At 41.3% G+C, this 17,120-nt stretch carries 15 protein-coding genes; 7 read left to right on the top strand and 8 right to left on the bottom strand.

Features of this window, described 5'->3' with window-relative positions; genetic code table 11:
* Window positions 1–2 precede the first annotated feature (2 nt).
* The 4 genes from ACWIUE_RS01055 to murI all read left to right on the top strand — a co-directional run bounded on the left by ACWIUE_RS01055 (window position 3) and on the right by murI (window position 4,332).
* Entirely contained in the window at window positions 3–815 is an 813-nt protein-coding gene (locus ACWIUE_RS01055; RefSeq protein ID WP_454134068.1) for a phosphatidate cytidylyltransferase, read from the top strand.
* 3 nt (window positions 816–818) lie between these two features.
* Complete coding sequence (locus ACWIUE_RS01050; protein WP_454134066.1) at window positions 819–2,141, top strand: 1-deoxy-D-xylulose-5-phosphate reductoisomerase; 1,323 nt, start codon at window positions 819–821, stop codon at window positions 2,139–2,141.
* A 76-nt stretch (window positions 2,142–2,217) separates the two neighbouring features.
* Window positions 2,218–3,570, top strand: coding sequence for a transcription termination factor Rho (gene rho, locus ACWIUE_RS01045; protein WP_454134064.1), 1,353 nt, complete (start codon window positions 2,218–2,220; stop codon window positions 3,568–3,570).
* A gap of 3 nt (window positions 3,571–3,573) precedes the next feature.
* Window positions 3,574–4,332 (top strand): glutamate racemase, encoded by a 759-nt coding sequence (gene murI / locus ACWIUE_RS01040; protein WP_454134062.1) that lies wholly within the window; start codon window positions 3,574–3,576, stop codon window positions 4,330–4,332.
* Window positions 4,333–4,348: 16 nt separating this feature from the next.
* On the opposite strand, the gene ACWIUE_RS01035 is transcribed toward murI, so the two are convergent.
* Both ACWIUE_RS01035 and ACWIUE_RS01030 read right to left on the bottom strand, forming a co-directional pair.
* Window positions 4,349–4,636, bottom strand: a complete 288-nt coding sequence (locus ACWIUE_RS01035) for a type II toxin-antitoxin system YafQ family toxin (protein WP_454134060.1) — start codon at window positions 4,634–4,636, stop codon at window positions 4,349–4,351.
* Window positions 4,620–4,877: a hypothetical protein gene (locus ACWIUE_RS01030; protein WP_454134058.1), complete on the bottom strand. Its 258-nt coding sequence runs from the start codon at window positions 4,875–4,877 to the stop codon at window positions 4,620–4,622. The genes ACWIUE_RS01035 and ACWIUE_RS01030 overlap by 17 nt, the downstream gene beginning before the upstream one ends.
* A 172-nt stretch (window positions 4,878–5,049) precedes the next feature.
* Between ACWIUE_RS01030 and ACWIUE_RS01025 the strand changes: the two genes are divergently transcribed.
* The 3 genes from ACWIUE_RS01025 to ACWIUE_RS01015 all read left to right on the top strand — a co-directional run bounded on the left by ACWIUE_RS01025 (window position 5,050) and on the right by ACWIUE_RS01015 (window position 8,666).
* On the top strand, window positions 5,050–6,858 hold the full coding sequence (locus tag ACWIUE_RS01025) for a hypothetical protein (protein ID WP_454134056.1): 1,809 nt from the start codon (window positions 5,050–5,052) through the stop codon (window positions 6,856–6,858).
* A gap of 24 nt (window positions 6,859–6,882) precedes the next feature.
* The gene (gene ruvA / locus ACWIUE_RS01020) at window positions 6,883–7,431 is read left to right on the top strand and encodes a Holliday junction branch migration protein RuvA (RefSeq protein ID WP_454134054.1); all 549 of its coding nucleotides are present in this window, start codon (window positions 6,883–6,885) and stop codon (window positions 7,429–7,431) included.
* A gap of 89 nt (window positions 7,432–7,520) precedes the next feature.
* Window positions 7,521–8,666 carry a methyl-accepting chemotaxis protein gene (locus tag ACWIUE_RS01015; protein WP_454134053.1) on the top strand — a complete coding sequence of 382 codons (1,146 nt, stop codon included), beginning with the start codon at window positions 7,521–7,523 and terminating at the stop codon, window positions 8,664–8,666.
* Here ACWIUE_RS01015 and ACWIUE_RS01010 read toward each other — a convergent pair.
* The 6 genes from ACWIUE_RS01010 to fusA form a co-directional block, all read right to left on the bottom strand.
* Window positions 8,635–8,769, bottom strand: coding sequence for a hypothetical protein (locus tag ACWIUE_RS01010; RefSeq protein WP_454134051.1), 135 nt, complete (start codon window positions 8,767–8,769; stop codon window positions 8,635–8,637). The genes ACWIUE_RS01015 and ACWIUE_RS01010 overlap by 32 nt on opposite strands.
* Before the next feature lie 98 nt (window positions 8,770–8,867).
* Window positions 8,868–9,494, bottom strand: coding sequence for an FAD-dependent thymidylate synthase (gene thyX, locus ACWIUE_RS01005; RefSeq protein WP_454134049.1), 627 nt, complete (start codon window positions 9,492–9,494; stop codon window positions 8,868–8,870).
* The gene (locus ACWIUE_RS01000; protein WP_454134520.1) at window positions 9,495–10,661 is read right to left on the bottom strand and encodes an FtsW/RodA/SpoVE family cell cycle protein; all 1,167 of its coding nucleotides are present in this window, start codon (window positions 10,659–10,661) and stop codon (window positions 9,495–9,497) included. It abuts the gene before it with no gap.
* Window positions 10,662–10,729: 68 nt separating this feature from the next.
* Window positions 10,730–14,188 (bottom strand): DNA polymerase I, encoded by a 3,459-nt coding sequence (gene polA / locus ACWIUE_RS00995; RefSeq protein WP_454134047.1) that lies wholly within the window; start codon window positions 14,186–14,188, stop codon window positions 10,730–10,732.
* 56 nt (window positions 14,189–14,244) lie between these two features.
* On the bottom strand, window positions 14,245–15,000 hold the full coding sequence (locus tag ACWIUE_RS00990; protein ID WP_454134045.1) for an exodeoxyribonuclease III: 756 nt from the start codon (window positions 14,998–15,000) through the stop codon (window positions 14,245–14,247).
* Between the two features lie 18 nt (window positions 15,001–15,018).
* Window positions 15,019–17,097, bottom strand: a complete 2,079-nt coding sequence (fusA, locus tag ACWIUE_RS00985) for an elongation factor G (protein ID WP_454134043.1) — start codon at window positions 17,095–17,097, stop codon at window positions 15,019–15,021.
* Between the last annotated feature and the right edge of the window lie 23 nt (window positions 17,098–17,120).

Below are 17,120 nucleotides of genomic sequence, written 5' to 3'. Positions count from 1 at the left end.
AAATGTCAAATTTTTTCAAAGACAAATTAGAAAAAATAAGTGGCGAAAACTTCGCTAGATACTACACAGGCGCGATTTTGGTGGCAATCATAGCTTTAATCATCGTGCTAAATATCAAATTTTTGCTTTGGGCGGTGCTTGGGGGTTGCTATCTGCTTGCCCTTGCTGAATCTTGCAAACTTTTTGATATTGAAGAGCGGATTCATTTATACGCGACTGCGGGGATTGTGTGGATTGTGGCGTATTTTTATAAGGGTTCGCCTTTGTATATTGGGATTTTGGCATTGGCGATTTTTGCCGCGTATAACGCATTTCACAATCGCACAAAAAGCAAGGACTACGCGGTGCTAATCTATCCTACAATTCCATTTCTATGCCTTTTTGGGATTTATGATAATTTTGGCGCGATGGCAATCGTATGGCTTATCGCAATCGTTGCTTTGAGCGATTCGTGTGCGTATTTTGGTGGCAAAGCATTTGGCAAATCGCCACTCTCCCCCGTCTCGCCCAAAAAAACCATTGAAGGCGCGTTAATCGGGCTAATTGTCGCAAGTTTGGTAGGCACACTCATAGGCTCTATCATAACGCTCGACATAAATGCTGATAAAATCGGCTTTATAAGCGCGTTTTTCATATCCGTGTGTGTGGCATCTATTTCGATTTTTGGCGATTTATTTGAGAGTATGTTAAAGCGAATCGCAAATGTCAAGGATAGTGGCAATATTTTGCCCGGACACGGCGGCGTTTTAGATAGAGTTGATGGGATTTTGTTTGGCGCGGTAATGATGATATTTTTGCTTGAATGGGTGAAATAAAATTTGATACTTTTGGGCTCTACTGGCAGTATCGGCACACAAGCCTTGCAAATCGCAAGGGCGGAGCATTTAAGCGTTGAAGTCCTTTGTGCAGGGGATAATATTGAGCTTTTAAATGCGCAAATTGCGGAGTTTTGCCCAAAAATTGTCGTTATAAAAGATAGCAAAAAAAAGCATTTGATTCGTGGCATAAATCGTGTGCTTTGTGGTGAAAGCGGGATTTTAGAGGCGATAAATACCTCCGAATCAAAACTCGTGCTAAACGCGCTTGTGGGATTTAGTGGCGTGAATCCTAGCATTGAATCTATCAAATGTGGTAAAACCCTTGCTTTGGCAAATAAAGAGAGTTTGGTTGTGGCGGGATTTTTAATGGGGGGCGAAAATTTAGCGCGAATTTTGCCTGTGGATAGTGAGCATTTCGCGCTAAAAGAATTGCTAGATTCTGCGACAAAAAACGCAGAATCTGCACTAGATTCTGCGAATCGCACGAATTTCGCAGAATCTGCTTTTTTTTCGTCATTGCGAGGCGCACGAAGCGTTAGCGAGTGCAACGAAGCAATCCACAAATCTAATTTGGATTGCCACGAATTGCTACGCAATTCTCGCAATGACGGGATTAGTGGCGAATCAACCATTAAAAAACTCATCATTACCGCAAGTGGCGGGGCGTTTCGCGATTTGCCTTTGAGTGAAATCCCGCACCAAAGCGCAAAATCCGCACTAAATCACCCCACTTGGGCTATGGGGCGCAAAATCACAATCGATAGCGCGACAATGATAAATAAACTTTTTGAGATTTTGGAGGCATATTGGCTTTTTGGCGCGAATCTAAATGCAAATCTTGCCACGAATCAGGGCGTAAATTCAAACACAAATCACATTGACGCCGTTATTGAGCGCACTTCAACGATTCACGCGCTGATTCAGAGCGCTGATAACGCAATAATCACGCATTTAAGTAGCAATGATATGCGATTGCCCATCGCAACCGCGCTTTTGGGCGCAAAGGCAAAGTGCAAGGCATTTATCAAAGAATTGGATTTGCTAAATCTAAACTTACGATTTGAAAAAATTGATACAAATCGCTATCCGCTTTGGACGCTCAAAGATTCGCTTCTAAAATGCCCAAAATTAGGCATTATTCTAAATGCAGCAAATGATATTTTGGTGGCGCAATTTTTGGAAAATAAAATCATTTTTGGCGATATTGCAACGCAGATTTTTAAGGTTGTGGAGCGATTCGGCGATGAGAGCGCACTAGATACGCTACAAAATATCGCCGACATTGCGGAAATCAACGCAAAAATTGCAGATTTTTTGCGCTAGTATTGACTTTTAACAAAATAGCAACTAAAATTCGCACTTCTACTTTTCAAAACCACTAAAATCTTTAAGGACAAAAATGGCTACAAAAGACAATAACGGCGCAAGAGAAAACGGCAACGGCAAAGAGATTCGAGAAAATAGAGATAATCGCAAGAGCCACATTCCCGCAGACGCCTACAAAATCGAAGAATTAAAAACTTTAAGTTTAGCAAAGCTGATTGAAATCGCAAACAAATTAGGCGTAGAAAACCCGCAAGAATACCGCAGACAGGACTTGATGTTTGAGATTTTGAAAACGCAAGTAAATCAAGCGGGATATATTTTATTTAGCGGGATTTTGGATATTGCAAATGAAAATTACGGCTTTTTGCGCGGTGTAGATGAAAATTTCACCGATTCGCAAAATGATGCGTATGTGTCGCTGACACAGATTCGCAAATTTGCGTTAAGAAATGGCGACTTGGTTACAGGGCAAGTGCGCCCACCACGAGAACAAGAGCGATATTACGCGCTTTTAAAGATTGAAGCAATCAATCATTTATCGCTTGAAGAGGCAAAAAATCGCCCACTTTTTGACAACCTAACGCCTTTATTCCCCACAGAGCAGTTGAAATTAGAGTATGATAGTTCAAAAGTAACGGGGCGAATCTTAGATTTATTCTCACCCATCGGCAAAGGGCAAAGGGCTCTTATTGTCGCGCCCCCACGCACAGGGAAAACGGAGCTTATGAAAGAACTAGCACACGGCATTAGCGCAAATCACCCCGAAGTTGAACTAATGGTTTTGCTAGTCGATGAACGCCCAGAAGAGGTTACCGATATGCAGCGAAGCGTGAAAGGGCAGGTTTATGCTTCGACTTTTGACTTACCAGCGTCAAATCATATCAAAGTCGCTGAGCTTGTGTTGGAGCGCGCAAAAAGGCGCGTGGAGAGTGGTAAAGATGTGGTGATTTTGCTTGATTCAATCACGCGCCTTGCAAGGGCATATAACGCTGCTACGCCTTCAAGTGGCAAGGTTTTAAGCGGTGGCGTTGATGCAAACGCGCTTCACAAGCCAAAGCGATTTTTTGGTAGTGCGCGAAATATCGAGCAGGGCGGGAGTCTCACAATCATCGCAACGGCGTTGATTGATACAGGCAGTCGAATGGACGAAGTGATTTTTGAAGAGTTTAAAGGCACTGGCAATAGCGAAATCGTCCTAGCGCGCTCAATCGCAGATAGGCGAATCTACCCTGCGTTTGATATTTTGAAATCCGGCACAAGAAAAGATGAATTGCTTTTAGGGGCTGAAAAACTCCAAAAAGTGTGGATTTTACGCAACTTTATGCAACAATTAGGCGACATTGAGGCGTTGAATCTGATTTACTCCAAAATGAAAGATTCAAAAAGCAATGATGAATTTTTAAGCAAAATGAATGAGCAAGAGTAAGTTTTGAAAATCGGCGTTTTTGATAGCGGTGTGGGCGGTTTGAGCGTCTTAAAGTCGCTTTTAGATTCAAAGCTTTTTAGCGAAATCATCTATTATGGCGATACGGCGCGAGTGCCTTATGGCAACAAGGACAAAGCCACCATTGTGCGCTTTTCGCTTGAATGCGTGGATTTTTTTATCCCGCACAAAATCGATATGCTAATCGTAGGTTGCAACACTGTGAGTGCATACGCGCTAGATGAAATGCAAAAAATCGCGCCATTTCCCGTAATCGGCGTGGTTGAATCAGGCGTCCTTAGCATTAGCAATAAGATTCAGAGTAAAAATGCAAAGATTCTAATCATCGCCACAAAAGCCACGACAGAGAGCGGAATCTACGAAAAACATTTGCGAAAATTGGGCTATGAAAATTTGGTGAGTTTGCAAACGGGGCTTTTTGTGCCATTAGTCGAAGAGGGGATTTTGAGTGGCGAGATTTTGGAGGCGACATTTAGGTATTATTTTGGTAATCGATTTAGGGGCGAATCCGCGCCAGAGGCGATTATTTTGGCTTGCACACATTTTCCGCTAATCGCAAGTGAAATTCGTGCATATTTTGAAAATAAACCTATTTTGATTCACTCAGGTGAGGCGATTGTGGAGTTTTTAAAGCAAAAATATATCACAGATTCTGCGATTTTACAAACGCCAAAAGTTTATTATTATGCTTCTGGCGATAAAAAAGCATTAGAATCTACGGCAAAGCTATGGTTAAAGTCGTAAAGGGCGAATCTTTAATCTAACTATATTTCTTAAAAATATCCCTATGTCTGCCTATGCGTGAGAGATAGAGTGTGTCATTTTGGATTTTATACACTAGGACTAAATCAGAGCTTATGTGGCAGTCGCGGTAGCCCTTGTAGTCGCCTTTTAGCGCGTGGTCTTTGTATTTTTTATCGAGTGGCTCTTTTGATAGTAAAGTTTTTGTGATTATATCAAACTCAAAAAGCTCATTCTCGCCAAAAATGCCTTGCTTTAATATCCTTTTATAATCGCGCTTATAGGCATTTTCAAGCTCCGTTTTCATTCTCTAACTCCGCTAACATTCGCTTATGAAAATCTATCGCACTAAAATTCTCTACAATCTCGCCACCATCGCCATTTTCACACTCTTGCAACGCCTTTATCGTCTCATCATTTGGCTCGTGGCTATATCCAAACTCACAAATATCAGATTCTGCGCTAAGTGTCGCATTCATTTTCTCCGCAAAGTCCCTAAACGCCGAGATATACTCTTCCTTAACATTATCTATAATAATTCGCGTCATCATAAGCTCCCAAAAATAAGATTTTGAAATTGTATCATAAATCCACGCCATAACGCTCAAAAAAAACGCTCAAAAATCCCCAAAAACGCAAATCTTTTAAGCGCATTCATAGCATAGATTCGCTACAATCTCCGCATAAATTTTTCGGGGGCAAATGGAGTTTTTATAAAAAATGGAGCATTTAAAAGAGATAGGTTTTGTGCAAAATGTCGAAAATATCGCTTATTTGCTAAATAAGATTAGCGCAGAGAAGGGCATTGAGAAAGCGAAACTTGCCGTTAAAATCCTTAAAATTCAATCATTTGTCAAAACGCCAAAAAGTGGCGCATTTGAGCTAGTAGATGAGATTAGCGATGAGATTTTTGAAGATAAAAATACGCAAATTAAGCAAATTTATGAAGTGCGGATTTTCAAAACGCAATCAAAAACCTTGCAAGATTTTCATTTAGAAGTGCCAAAAAACGCAGAATCTGCCCACATTATCTTTCAAAAAGACTTTCAGCCCCCGCAAAATATCAAAGATTTTGAAGTGCTATTTGAAAAAATCAAAGTCGCCCAAATTTCACAAGGCATCATTTTACGCAAAACAAACGCACAAAAAAATTTGCTCTATGAAAAACTCAAAAACGCAGAATCGCCCCTAAAAAGCACTCTTTGCATAGAGCTTTTGCGCTCTCAAAATTTCATAGATTCAAAAGAGGGCAAAATCGATTTTTTTATCGCGGGGGTTGATTTGGCAAAAAAAAATGTGATTGCGCTAAAAGAAAATACCAAAATCTGCACTTATGCTTTGGCAAAGCTAGGCAAAATCGGGCGCAACCTAAAAGGCGAAATTATAACCCCTGAGGCAAAAACTTCGCTCCCACCAAGTTGTAGCGATGAGATTAAAAAAAGCGAGAAAAACGGCATTTACGAATACACCACCGCTAAAAATGGCTTTGTTATTTTTGAGAAAAATCACTTTTCTTTTAGCAATGAAATTTCGCTCCAAAATGTCGAGTTAAAGGACAATTACAACTTTTTGGGCGATGTGGATACGAAAAGCAAAATTGTCGTTAGCTCTGGAGGCGAGTTTGAGGACGCGCTAAAAAGTGGCGTGAATCTAATCGCAAATCAAATCAGCATTAGCGGCAATCTAGCGGCAAATACGAATTTAGTCGCAAATGAAATCGAAATCAGCGGACAAACGCACAAAACCACGACTATGACTTGCAAAAAAGCGCAAATCGCCACACATAGAGGGATTTTGGATTGTGAATGCGCAAATATCACCGCATTAGAGGGCGGAATCGTAAATGGCGAAAATGTAGAAATCGCAAAGGCAAATGGTGGCGAAATTTGCGCGAACAATATCAACATAATTGAGCTTTTTTCGGGCGCAAATGTGAAATTTAGCGCGAAATTGGTGGTGGATTGCCTAAAAGGTAGCGACAATAAAATCATTTTCACGCCCCTTGCAAGTCGCCAGATAAAGCAAAAGATTCAATCGCTTTTAAATGAACTTGAATCAAACCAAAAAAACGAGCAGATTTTAAAGAAAAGAGAAACCGCCCTAACTTATCAATACAACAAATTTGCCAAAACCGCGCGAGAGCTAAAAGCACAAATTGAGGATAATAAATCCAAAAACCGCGCCACGCCAGAATATGTGCTAAATAATTATAAGGCGTTTTTAGAAATCGTGCATAATTTAAAGGCGACAAAGGCAGAGATTGAATCCATCGCAAAACAGCACACAATCATCATAAACACCATTAGAGAATATCAGCAAAGCGTGTTTAGCGCGGAGTTTTTATGCAAGGACGGGTGGCTAAAATATAATGATGTGATTTTTGAGCTAATTTCGCCAAAAGTCTATCAAAGCAAAACCATCATCAAAGGCATAGGCAAATATTGCTTTGATTCAGGCGAAAAGTGCATAGTTCATCACAAGATTTTTAGAAGTGAAAGCGATGAAGAAATCAACAATCAAGGATTTTAAAAAAATGATAGCAAAGGTTGTGAAATGATAGCGGGTTTGATTGGAAGCGTGTATAAGCGCGGTGTAAGTGGCGTTTTGTTTAATGTAAATGGCGTGATTTATGAAGTTTCAATGTCGCTAAATGCGCTTTCTTGCGTGAAAGAAAATGATACGCTTTTGATTACGCAGATTATCCGTGAGGATAGTATCGCGCTGTTCGGCTTTCTAAACAAGGACGAAAAGGATTTGTTTGACAATCTAATAAAAATCAACGGCATAGGACCAAAGGTGGCTTTGAGTATTTGCTCTGCGTTTAAACCTGCGGAATTTTTAAATATCGCAAATTGCAATGACTTTGCCACGCTTAAAAAAGTGCCCGGCATTGGGGAGAAAATGGCAAAGCGAATCATCGTAGAAATTAGCGGAAAACTTGGAGCTATCGCGCAACTAAATCTCCCGCAAAGCAAGATTGACGCGCTAAATGCGCTTGAATCGCTTGGCTTTAAAAATAGCGAGATTTTAAAAATGCTACAAAACGCAGAATCTACCACCACCGAAGGAATAATAAAAGAAATTTTACAAAAAATGAAGTAGATTCTGCGAAATTTATCAGATTCTGCGAATTTTAATGCAAACTTCAACAATGCTATAATATAATAAATTTTATTTTTTCGGAGGTTTTTATGCTATCTTCGCTTTATATTCGTATGCGGGTGCTTCACTTTGTCGGTATGGTGCTTTTAATCATAAATGCGCTATTTTTCACAGATAATATCATCGGGCAAATCATTCAATTTATCGCGGTAGTCGCGCTAATTTTGCACGATATTGATGAGAAAATAAATGGCGTAGATAAGACAAAGGCGGTGATGAAAGAATTGCAAGAGATGAAGTTAGATTCAAAAAGCAAGATTGATACTTCGTGGTGCAAGGAAAATGGCGATGTGCTAGTCGCCATCGATGGATTCAAAGATAGAATAAATGCCACGATAAATACCATAAACAGCGAGGCAAACGCCGTCAAAGGGCATATCAATCGCCTATCACTCATAAGCGATTCGCTCCACCAAAAAAGCAAATCGATGAATGACAAAGTCGCCCTAACTTCGCAAAATGCAGGACTTATACAAAATCTTTTAGGCGAGTTTAGCACCCAAGTCCAATCCACAAAGGACAAGCAAGAGGATATGATGAAGGTGTCAAATGAGATAAAGACGCTAATTGGCTCTCTGTCGCATTTAATCGAGCAGATTTTCTCGCAAAATGCGGAGTTACTCGCGCATTTTGAAGAGTTAGAGGGCAATACGCAGTCCATCGTAAATATCGTAGAGACCGTAAAAGGTATCGCCGAGCAAACGAATCTTTTGGCACTAAATGCCGCGATTGAGGCGGCGCGGGCGGGAGAGCACGGGAGGGGATTTGCCGTAGTCGCCGATGAAGTGCGAAAACTCGCAGAGCGGACAAATCATTCGCTTGGCGACATTACCACAAATATCGCGCTAATTACGCAAAAAGTCGATGACAACAAAAATGGATTAGAGCAGACAAAGCAAGTGGTGGGCGATTTACTCGCGCGGGGCAAAGTCGTAGAGCAAAATATCAAATCCTTTGATGATATTTTTAACGATAATTTCACCACCACAAAAAGCATTATTCAAAATTCGCACTCAATGCAAACGCACATAGAGGCGATAATCTGCGGTGTGGCGGAGATTGCGGAGTTTTCAAATAGTAATTATGAGTTATCGCAAAATATCGATAGCACTTCAAAAAATATCGAGCAAAACTTCGACAAACTCAAAGCACAAGTGGGAGTTTTGGGTGGATAGATTCTGCGATTTTGTGTAAAATTAACGCAGATTCTGCGATTTTAAACCAAAAACGCAGAATCTGAATGCGAAATTTGCAGAATCTAGCGAAAAAAAATTTCAAAACGCAGAATCTAAAAATTCGCAGAATCTAGCACAAAAAATTCGCAGAATCTAGCGAAAAAATCTCAAATCGCAGAATCTCGCACAAAAACGCAGAATCTAACTATTTTCCACACATTTTTCAAAAATAAATTTATGAGTTGCAGGTATTTTTGAATATATCTCACTAGCTAATTGCCTTATTTCCCACAAAGCTTGATTAGAGTTTCTTAAAGATAAGAAATTCTGCAAGCTTCTAGCATTGATAGTCCAAGTTAATTCAGTCTTATAGCATTCAGGCATAGCATATTTAACAATGTCATTAGATACTTTATTTCTAACTAACATTCGTAAATTCTCTAATGCTTGAATGCTACAATGATTCACTCTTTCATCATTAGTTAAAACAATATATTTTTCAATTCTTTCTTTGTTAGTTACACCTTTAAAGAAACTTACTTCTTCTTTCATTAGTTCCTTTAAAGTATATCTGCTTGATTTAACACTCAAAGAAGCTATTCTATGCCTTGCTAACTCTTGTAGGCAAGCTCTAGATATACCTTGTATATAAAAGCTGTAAGAAAGGTGTTCTAATGTGCTAGAATGCTTATATTTATTTCCTACTCTATCTATCAATGCTTTATCAATCTCTCCACCATTATCACTTTTATCAAAGCTTTGCCAGCAAGTTCTAATAGCGTGAGAACAAATATCTAATGGTGTGTAGTGTAGTAGTGTTATTTTCATTTATGAGTCCTTTAATTTAGATTTACTGATGGATAGCACCATTCCTATGCAAATGCAGCTTGCCACAACAGCACTTCCACCATAGCTTAAAAACGGCACGGCAATGCCTTTTATAGGGATTATTCCCGCCACGCCAAAGGCATTTATTAGGAATGAAAAGGCAAAGCTCACGCACACGCCAATGCAAAATAGCGAATAAATATGATTTGGCGCGTGGTTTGCGATTTTTAAAATCCTATGCAAAATCAGCGCAAATACAATCACAAAAATCCCAAGCCCAATCAGCCCAAGCTCTTCGCATAGCCCCGCTAGCACGATATCGGTATGCACTTCGCTTAAAAATCCTAGCTTTATGCTCCCATCGCCTAACCCTCTGCCAAAAATCCCGCCATTACTCACGGCAGAAAGCGAATAATACACTTGATATGGCTCAGGTGAGCTATCAACGCGGATATTTTCGGCTAGATTCTGCGGTAGGAAGCTAATTACATAATCTTGAATATTTCCCCACCACATTTTCACTCGCGCAATGCGGTTTTGCGAGCTAGCCACCGCTGTAATAAAAAGTATTAGCGAGCTAAGCACAATCACACCAAATAGTTTCAAACTCCCCCCAGCAAATAACAGCATAATTCCAAAAATAATCGCCATCAAAACAACCTGCCCCAAGTCATTTTGCATAATAGCAATAAATGCAATAATAAATCCAAAAATAACCACAATATAAGGCAAAAGCGTCAAAATCTCACTCCACAAACTCTCTTTTTTCTGCCCCACAAATCGCCTAGAAAAGCTCCACGCCAAAAACATAATAAATCCAATCTTAAAATACTCGCTAGGCGCAAGAGAAAAGCCAAAAAGCCGTATCCACCGCTTCGCCCCGCCCGCACTTGTCGCAAAGCTCTCAGGCAAAAACTGCATCGCCACAAGAAGCAGTGCCGATGAAAACAGCACGAAAAATCCAAACTTTGTAATAAGCTTTTCTGCCGGTATTTGCGATAAAATCCACATTATCAAAATCCCAAAACTAACCGCTATAAACTGCCGTATAAAAAAGTGAAATGCGCCATATTCATAATAATCCACCGCATAAACACTTAGCGAATATGCCATCACCACGCTAAATGAGAGCAAAAATGTGACTAAATAAAATAATTGTCTATCCATCAATTTTTTAAATCCTTATTATTTTTCAAGCTAAAATTATTCCTTTTGTCGCTAGTTGTCGCTCTGCCCTACTTCAACTCTGCCCAATTTTTGCCGACACTTATGCCACAGGTAAGCGGGATATTTAGCCTGTATGCGCCCTCCATAATTGATTTGATTTTATCTGCCACGCGCTCTACCAAATCATCGCGCACTTCAAAAATCAGCTCATCGTGGATTTGCAACAAAAGCGCGACTTCGCCGTTTTTGTATGTTTGCGTAAAAAATTTATCGCATTCAATCATCGCTAATTTTATCAAATCCGCCGCACTGCCTTGAAAAATCGCATTTATGCCTTCGCGCAAAAACGCCGCCCTTTCATAATCCGCCGTGCGCGTAAAATCAAACTTGCGCCTATGCCCTAGCAAACTCTCCGCATAGCCATTTTGCAAAATCTCGCGCTCTTTGTCCGCCAAAAAGTCCCTAATCGTAGGGAATTTCGTAAAATAGCTATCGATATATGATTTTGCTTCATTTTGCGGGATTTTGAGATTTTGTGAGAGTTTTCGCGCACCCATACCATAAATCAGCCCAAAATTTATGCTCTTTGCGATATTTCGCTTTGCTTTCGCGCTCACTTCATCGCCAAAAAGCTTGATTGCCGTCTCCAAATGAATATCCTTGCCACTCTCAAACGCCTCAAATAGCGATGAATCGCGCGAAAAATGCGCCAAAAGTCGCAACTCAATCTGCGAATAATCCGCCGAAACAAAGCTAAATCCCTGCTTTGCGATAAATCCCTGCCGAATCTTGCGCCCTATGTCGCTACGCACGGGGATATTTTGCAAATTTGGATTTTTTGACGCAAGTCGCCCCGTGCTAGTGCCCGTCTGCACGAACGAAGTGTAAAGTTTGCGATTTTTATTTAGGCTTAAAAAAGGCGCGACATAGGTATTTAGCAACTTGCTAATCTCTCTATAATCAAGCAGTAGCGGGATTACCGCGTGTGAATCGCGCAATGATTCAAGCGTCTTTTCATCAGTGCTAAACGCGCTGTTTTTCAACGCCCTGCCCTTTTTTAGCCCGAGTTTGTCAAACAAAATTTCGCTTAATTGTTTGGGCGAGTTGAGATTAAATTCCGCTTCGCAAAGTGTGAAAATTTCCTTGCTTAAACGACTAATTTTAGATTCTAACTCATCGCGCAAACTACCAAAAAACTCCGTATCAACGCCAATTCCCGCGCCCTCCATTTTTGCCAAAATCTTAATTATGGGATACTCCAAATGCTTTGCGATGTCAAACATATCCGCGCTTAAATTTTCACAAAAATATTTATACAGCGCAAGGGTGCAAAGCGCGTCCTGCGCGGCATAATCTGTCGCCTTGTCGATTGCCACCATATCAAATGATGCCTTTTTGGGGACGACTTCATCAAACTTTATCGTGGTGTAATTTAGGTGCGTCTTTGCCAAAAAATCAAGCCCACAAGGCGAATCGCTACTATTAAGCCACGCCAAAAGCATAGTATCGATTATGCGCGAAATGTCAAGGGCAAAATTATGCCAAATAATCTTAATGTCAAATTTTGCGTTGTGCGCGATGATTTCGTGGGAGAAAAGTTTGCAAAGTGCGGTTTTTGCGTCATTGTTAGCGATTTGACTAGGCGCACCCAAATAGCTATGGCGCAGTGGCACATAAAATCCGCGATTTAGCTCAAATGCAAAAGAAAATCCCACGATATTTGCGGTATTTGAATCAAGCGAATCGGTTTCGGTATCAAATGCCACAAGTGCGTCTTTTGGGATTGAATCGATGATTTTCAAAAGTTCAGCCGAATCTAAAATGCAGATTTTTTGTGAATCTTTTAGGTGCGTTTCAAGCGAATCGATGGATTTTGTGGTGGATTCCCCCTCCCTTGCGGAGGGGGCTAGGGGGTGGGTATTTTTTGTATTAGATTCTGCGATTTCGTGCAAGATTCTGCGATTCGCAGAATCTACATTTATTTTGTCATTCTGAGCGAAACACAAAGCGTGTAGCGCAGAATCTCTGTTTTTTTGAGATATTTCGCTTCGCTCAATATGACAAAAATGGCGAGATTCGGTGCTAGATTCTGCGATAAATCCCCCATCTTTTGCGGAGTTTGAATCCAAAAATCCCCCCTCCCTTGCGGAGGGGGCTAGGGGGTGGGTATTTTTTATTTTAGATTCTGCGTTTTTCGTGCGAATCGCAGATACATTTTGATTTTGTGGATTCGCAGAATCTAATGCGTTATTTTCCGTCATTGCGAGATTTTGCGTAGCAAAATCTTGGCAATCCATATTATTATTTTTTTGGATTGCTTCGGCACTTCGTGCCTCGCAATGACGAAGTGAAGTAGATTCTGCGATTTTAGTTCGATTCGCAGAATCTGCGATAAAATCGCCGTTTTTTAGATTAGATTCGTTTGTTTTTTCTCGCAAAAGGGCTGCACCTCGCTCCCGCTCCCCCCGACTATTTGATTGTGTCCCCAAAAGCTGCCGCTTTTCGCTTTTAGGGGAGAGCCCAGCTTTCGCTTCTAGCAAAAAATCGGTGGTTGCACTACTGCAACCTTCAATCCGATTTTTTGCACCACGAAGCGGGTGAGATTCGGTGCTTCGCACGGATTTATTTTCATTAGATTCTGCGAAAATCGCATAATTTGACGGATTTTTTGTTTTTTTGCGAATCTTATCCAAAATATTTATGTTGTATTTTTCTAACTCAGATTCGATTAAAAATAGCGGATTTTGCGCAGGTTTCACACACGAATCAAAGGCAAAATTTTGCAATAAATCATCACGCAATCGCACGAGCTTTTGGCTAAGATACGCGCTATCCTTACCCGCGCTGATTTTTGTCGCCATTTTGGGCGGGATTTGTGAGAGATTCGCATAGAGATTATCAAGGCTACCAAATTCGCTAATAAGGCTCTGTGCGCCCTTTGCGCCGATTCCACTCACGCCTATGATATTATCGCTTGTATCGCCCACCAAACTTTGATAATCCACAAACTGCGCGGGATTCACGCCAAACTTTTCAAAGCACTCCGCCTCGTGAATCTCGCGCTTTTTAGCGGGGTCAAAAATGTGCGTGTTGCTATCGATTAGCTGATACAAGTCCTTATCCACGCTAACAATGCGGACAGCGAGATTTTCGCGCTTGGCAAGTCGGCAAAGCGTGGCAATCGCGTCATCTGCCTCAAAGCCATCGATTGCGATTTGGGAGAGATTCATCGCGCCTATCCAGCGAATCGCCACTTCGATTTGGGCGATTAAATCCTTGTCCGCCTCTTTGCGATTCGCCTTGTATGCTGGATAAATGCTTTTGCGCCACTTTTCGCCCTGCCCTTCTAGTGCAAAAATTAAGTGCGTGGATTTGTCCTCAAAGAGTTGATTGATGAGATTGACAAAGCCTAACAAAACGCCTGTGGGGAAGCCGTCCTTGCTAGTTAGCTTTGGCAGGGCGTAAAAGTTGCGAAAAAAATATCCAAAGGTGTCAATTATGGCAAGTGTGGGCTTTGATTCGCTCATAGTTTGGATTCGCTTAATTTTTATTTGCTCATATTTGGTATTTGCCCATATTTGCCCTAAAATGCGAGTGTGATGCCCACAGGGCAGTGGTCGCTACCTAAAATCTCACTAAAAATTTCCGCGCTTTTTAGATTTGGCGCAAGGGCGGTTGATAGTAAAAAATAATCAATCCGCCAACCGATATTTTTTGCCCTTGCATTGCCCATATACGACCACCAAGTGTAAGCGTCCGTTTTGTGCGGGTAAAAATGGCGGTATGAATCAATAAAGCCCGAATCCAAAAGTGCGGTGAATTTTTCGCGCTCTTCTTTTGTAAATCCTGCGTTTTTGGTGTTTTGTTTGGGATTTTTTAAGTCGATTTCTTTGTGTGCGACATTTAAATCACCACAGACAATTACGGGTTTTTTAGATTCAAGCCCTTTAAGAAATGCGCGAAAATCGTCCTCCCAGCGCATACGATAATCAAGCCGTGCAAGTTCGCGCTGAGAATTTGGCACATAGACATTTACCAAAAAAAACTGCTGAAATTCTAACGCAATCACGCGCCCTTCGTTGTCGTGCAAATCGATTCCTATGCCATAAGATTCGGCGATGGGCGATTGGCGCGATAAAATCAAAGTGCCTGAATAGCCCTTTTTCACCGCGCTATTCCAAAAAGCGTGATAATTTGAAAAAGAAAAGTCGGCTTGCTCTTTTTGCATTTTGGTTTCTTGGAGGCAAAAAATATCCGCATTTTGCGAATCAAAAAAATCCATAAAGCCTTTATTCATACAAGCGCGAAGCCCATTTACATTCCACGAAATTAGTTTCATTTTTGGGCTTTCGCGCTTTTAGGATTGTCGTTTTTCGATAATCTCTTTGGCGATATTAGTCGGCACTTCGCCATAGTGGTCAAACTCCATACTATAAGTCGCCCTACCCTGCGTAGCTGAGCGCAAATCTGTCGAGTAGCCAAACATTTCAGCGAGTGGCACAAAGGCATTTACGATTTTTAAGCCCATTCTATCGTCCATAGAGTTAATCTGTCCGCGTCTGCGATTCAAATCACCGATGACATCGCCCATATATTCCTCTGGCACTTCGACTTCAACCTTTGCAATCGGCTCTAAAAGCACGGGCGTTGCCTTGCGACAAGCGTCCTTAAATGCCATAGAACCCGCGATTTTAAACGCCATCTCACTTGAATCCACATCGTGATAGCTACCATCATAAAGCGTAACCTTACAATCCACCACAGGATACCCCGCCAAAATACCGCTTTGCATTGCCTCTTGAATCCCTTTATCCACCGCAGGGATATATTCTTTTGGAATGACACCACCGCTGATTTCATTGATAAATTCATATCCACTACCCGCTTCTTTTGGCTCTAATTTGATATGGACATGTCCGTATTGTCCGCGTCCGCCCGTTTGTTTAGCGTATTTGCACTCTTGTGTAACGGAGGCGCGAATCGTCTCTCTAAATGCCACTTGCGGTGCGCCCACTTCGGCTTCGACTTTAAACTCGCGCTTCATTCTATCTACGATGATTTCTAAGTGCAATTCGCCCATACCAGAGATAATCGTCTGCCCTGTTTCCTCATCAGTCTTAACTCTAAAACTTGGGTCTTCTTCGGCTAGTTTTGCAAGTGCTAATGACATTTTTTCTTGGTCTGCTTTTGTCTTTGGCTCAACAGCGATTGAGATGACGGGCTCAGGGAACTCCATTCGCTCCAAAATCACAGGATTTTTCTCACTGCAAAGCGTATCGCCTGTGAGCGTATCTTTTAGCCCCACAAACGCGCAAATTTCCCCCGCATAGATTTCTTTAATATCCTCTCTTTTGTTTGAGTGCATTTTCAAAAGTCGCCCCACGCGCTCTTTGGTGTTTTTCGTAGAGTTATACACATAGCTTCCACTTTCAATACTTCCACGATACACGCGCACGAAAGTAAGTTGCCCCACAAATGGGTCAGTCATAATCTTAAATGCAAGTCCTGCAAACTCACCATCATCGCTTGATTTTACTTGGACTTCGGCGTCAGTTTTTGCGTCGATACCTTTAATATCCGCTACTTCTGTGGGTGCAGGGAGATAGTCGATAACTGCGTCAAGCAGAGTTTGAACGCCTTTATTTTTAAAGCTAGAACCACATAGCATTGGGATAATCGCCATAGAATGACAGCCGATTTTAATGCCTTTTTTAATGTCATCTTTGCTTAATTCCTCGCCATTTAGGTATTTTTCCATCAAAATTTCATCTTGCTCGGCAGCGGATTCGATTAGCTTTTCGCGGTATTTCGCGCTAATTTCTTTCATATCATCGGGGATTTCAACTATGTCATATTTCGCGCCCATAGTTTCATCATTCCAAATATAGCCCTTCATCTCTACCAAATCAACGATTCCTTTGAAATTATCCTCCACGCCGATAGGCAAGGCGATAGGCACGGGGTTTGATTTTAATCTCTCTTTGATTTGCGATTCGACACTATAAAAATTCGCGCCGATTCTATCCATTTTATTTACGAAAACAAGGCGCGGGACGCCGTATTTGTTTGCTTGTCGCCAAACGGTTTCGCTTTGTGGTTGCACTCCGCCAACTGAGCAAAACACCGCCACTGCGCCATCCAACACACGCATAGAACGCTCCACTTCTATTGTGAAATCCACGTGTCCGGGAGTGTCGATTAGATTGATTTGGTAATTTTTCCAAAAGCAAGTCGTAGCCGCGCTTGTAATGGTAATCCCGCGCTCTTTTTCCTGCTCCATCCAATCCATTGTCGCTGCGCCATCGTGCACTTCGCCGATTTTGTGGCTAACGCCTGTATAAAATAAGATTCGCTCACTTGTGGTGGTTTTCCCCGCGTCAATGTGTGCGGCAATACCGATATTTCGTAGCATATTTAATGGAGTTTTTCTAGCCATTTTAAGTCCTTTTTTCTAATGTA

Source organism: Helicobacter sp. 23-1045 (assembly GCF_053654655.1).
Note: the sequence above shows the minus strand (reverse complement) of the source record. Positions and strands in the feature narration are given on the sequence as shown.

Excerpts from the sequence above, each read along its gene's own strand:
- thyX (WP_454134049.1), bottom strand. The coding sequence starts at position 9,494 with ATGAAAATAACACTACTACACTACACACCATTAGATATTTGTTCTCAC.
- polA (WP_454134047.1), bottom strand. The coding sequence starts at position 14,188 with ATGAGCGAATCAAAGCCCACACTTGCCATAATTGACACCTTTGGATAT.
- ACWIUE_RS01035 (WP_454134060.1), bottom strand. The coding sequence starts at position 4,636 with ATGAAAACGGAGCTTGAAAATGCCTATAAGCGCGATTATAAAAGGATA.
- ACWIUE_RS01025 (WP_454134056.1), top strand. The coding sequence starts at position 5,050 with ATGGAGCATTTAAAAGAGATAGGTTTTGTGCAAAATGTCGAAAATATC.
- ACWIUE_RS00990 (WP_454134045.1), bottom strand. The coding sequence starts at position 15,000 with ATGAAACTAATTTCGTGGAATGTAAATGGGCTTCGCGCTTGTATGAAT.
- fusA (WP_454134043.1), bottom strand. The coding sequence starts at position 17,097 with ATGGCTAGAAAAACTCCATTAAATATGCTACGAAATATCGGTATTGCC.
- ruvA (WP_454134054.1), top strand. The coding sequence starts at position 6,883 with ATGATAGCGGGTTTGATTGGAAGCGTGTATAAGCGCGGTGTAAGTGGC.
- ACWIUE_RS01015 (WP_454134053.1), top strand. The coding sequence starts at position 7,521 with ATGCTATCTTCGCTTTATATTCGTATGCGGGTGCTTCACTTTGTCGGT.
- rho (WP_454134064.1), top strand. The coding sequence starts at position 2,218 with ATGGCTACAAAAGACAATAACGGCGCAAGAGAAAACGGCAACGGCAAA.
- ACWIUE_RS01055 (WP_454134068.1), top strand. The coding sequence starts at position 3 with ATGTCAAATTTTTTCAAAGACAAATTAGAAAAAATAAGTGGCGAAAAC.
- ACWIUE_RS01030 (WP_454134058.1), bottom strand. The coding sequence starts at position 4,877 with ATGACGCGAATTATTATAGATAATGTTAAGGAAGAGTATATCTCGGCG.
- ACWIUE_RS01000 (WP_454134520.1), bottom strand. The coding sequence starts at position 10,661 with ATGGATAGACAATTATTTTATTTAGTCACATTTTTGCTCTCATTTAGC.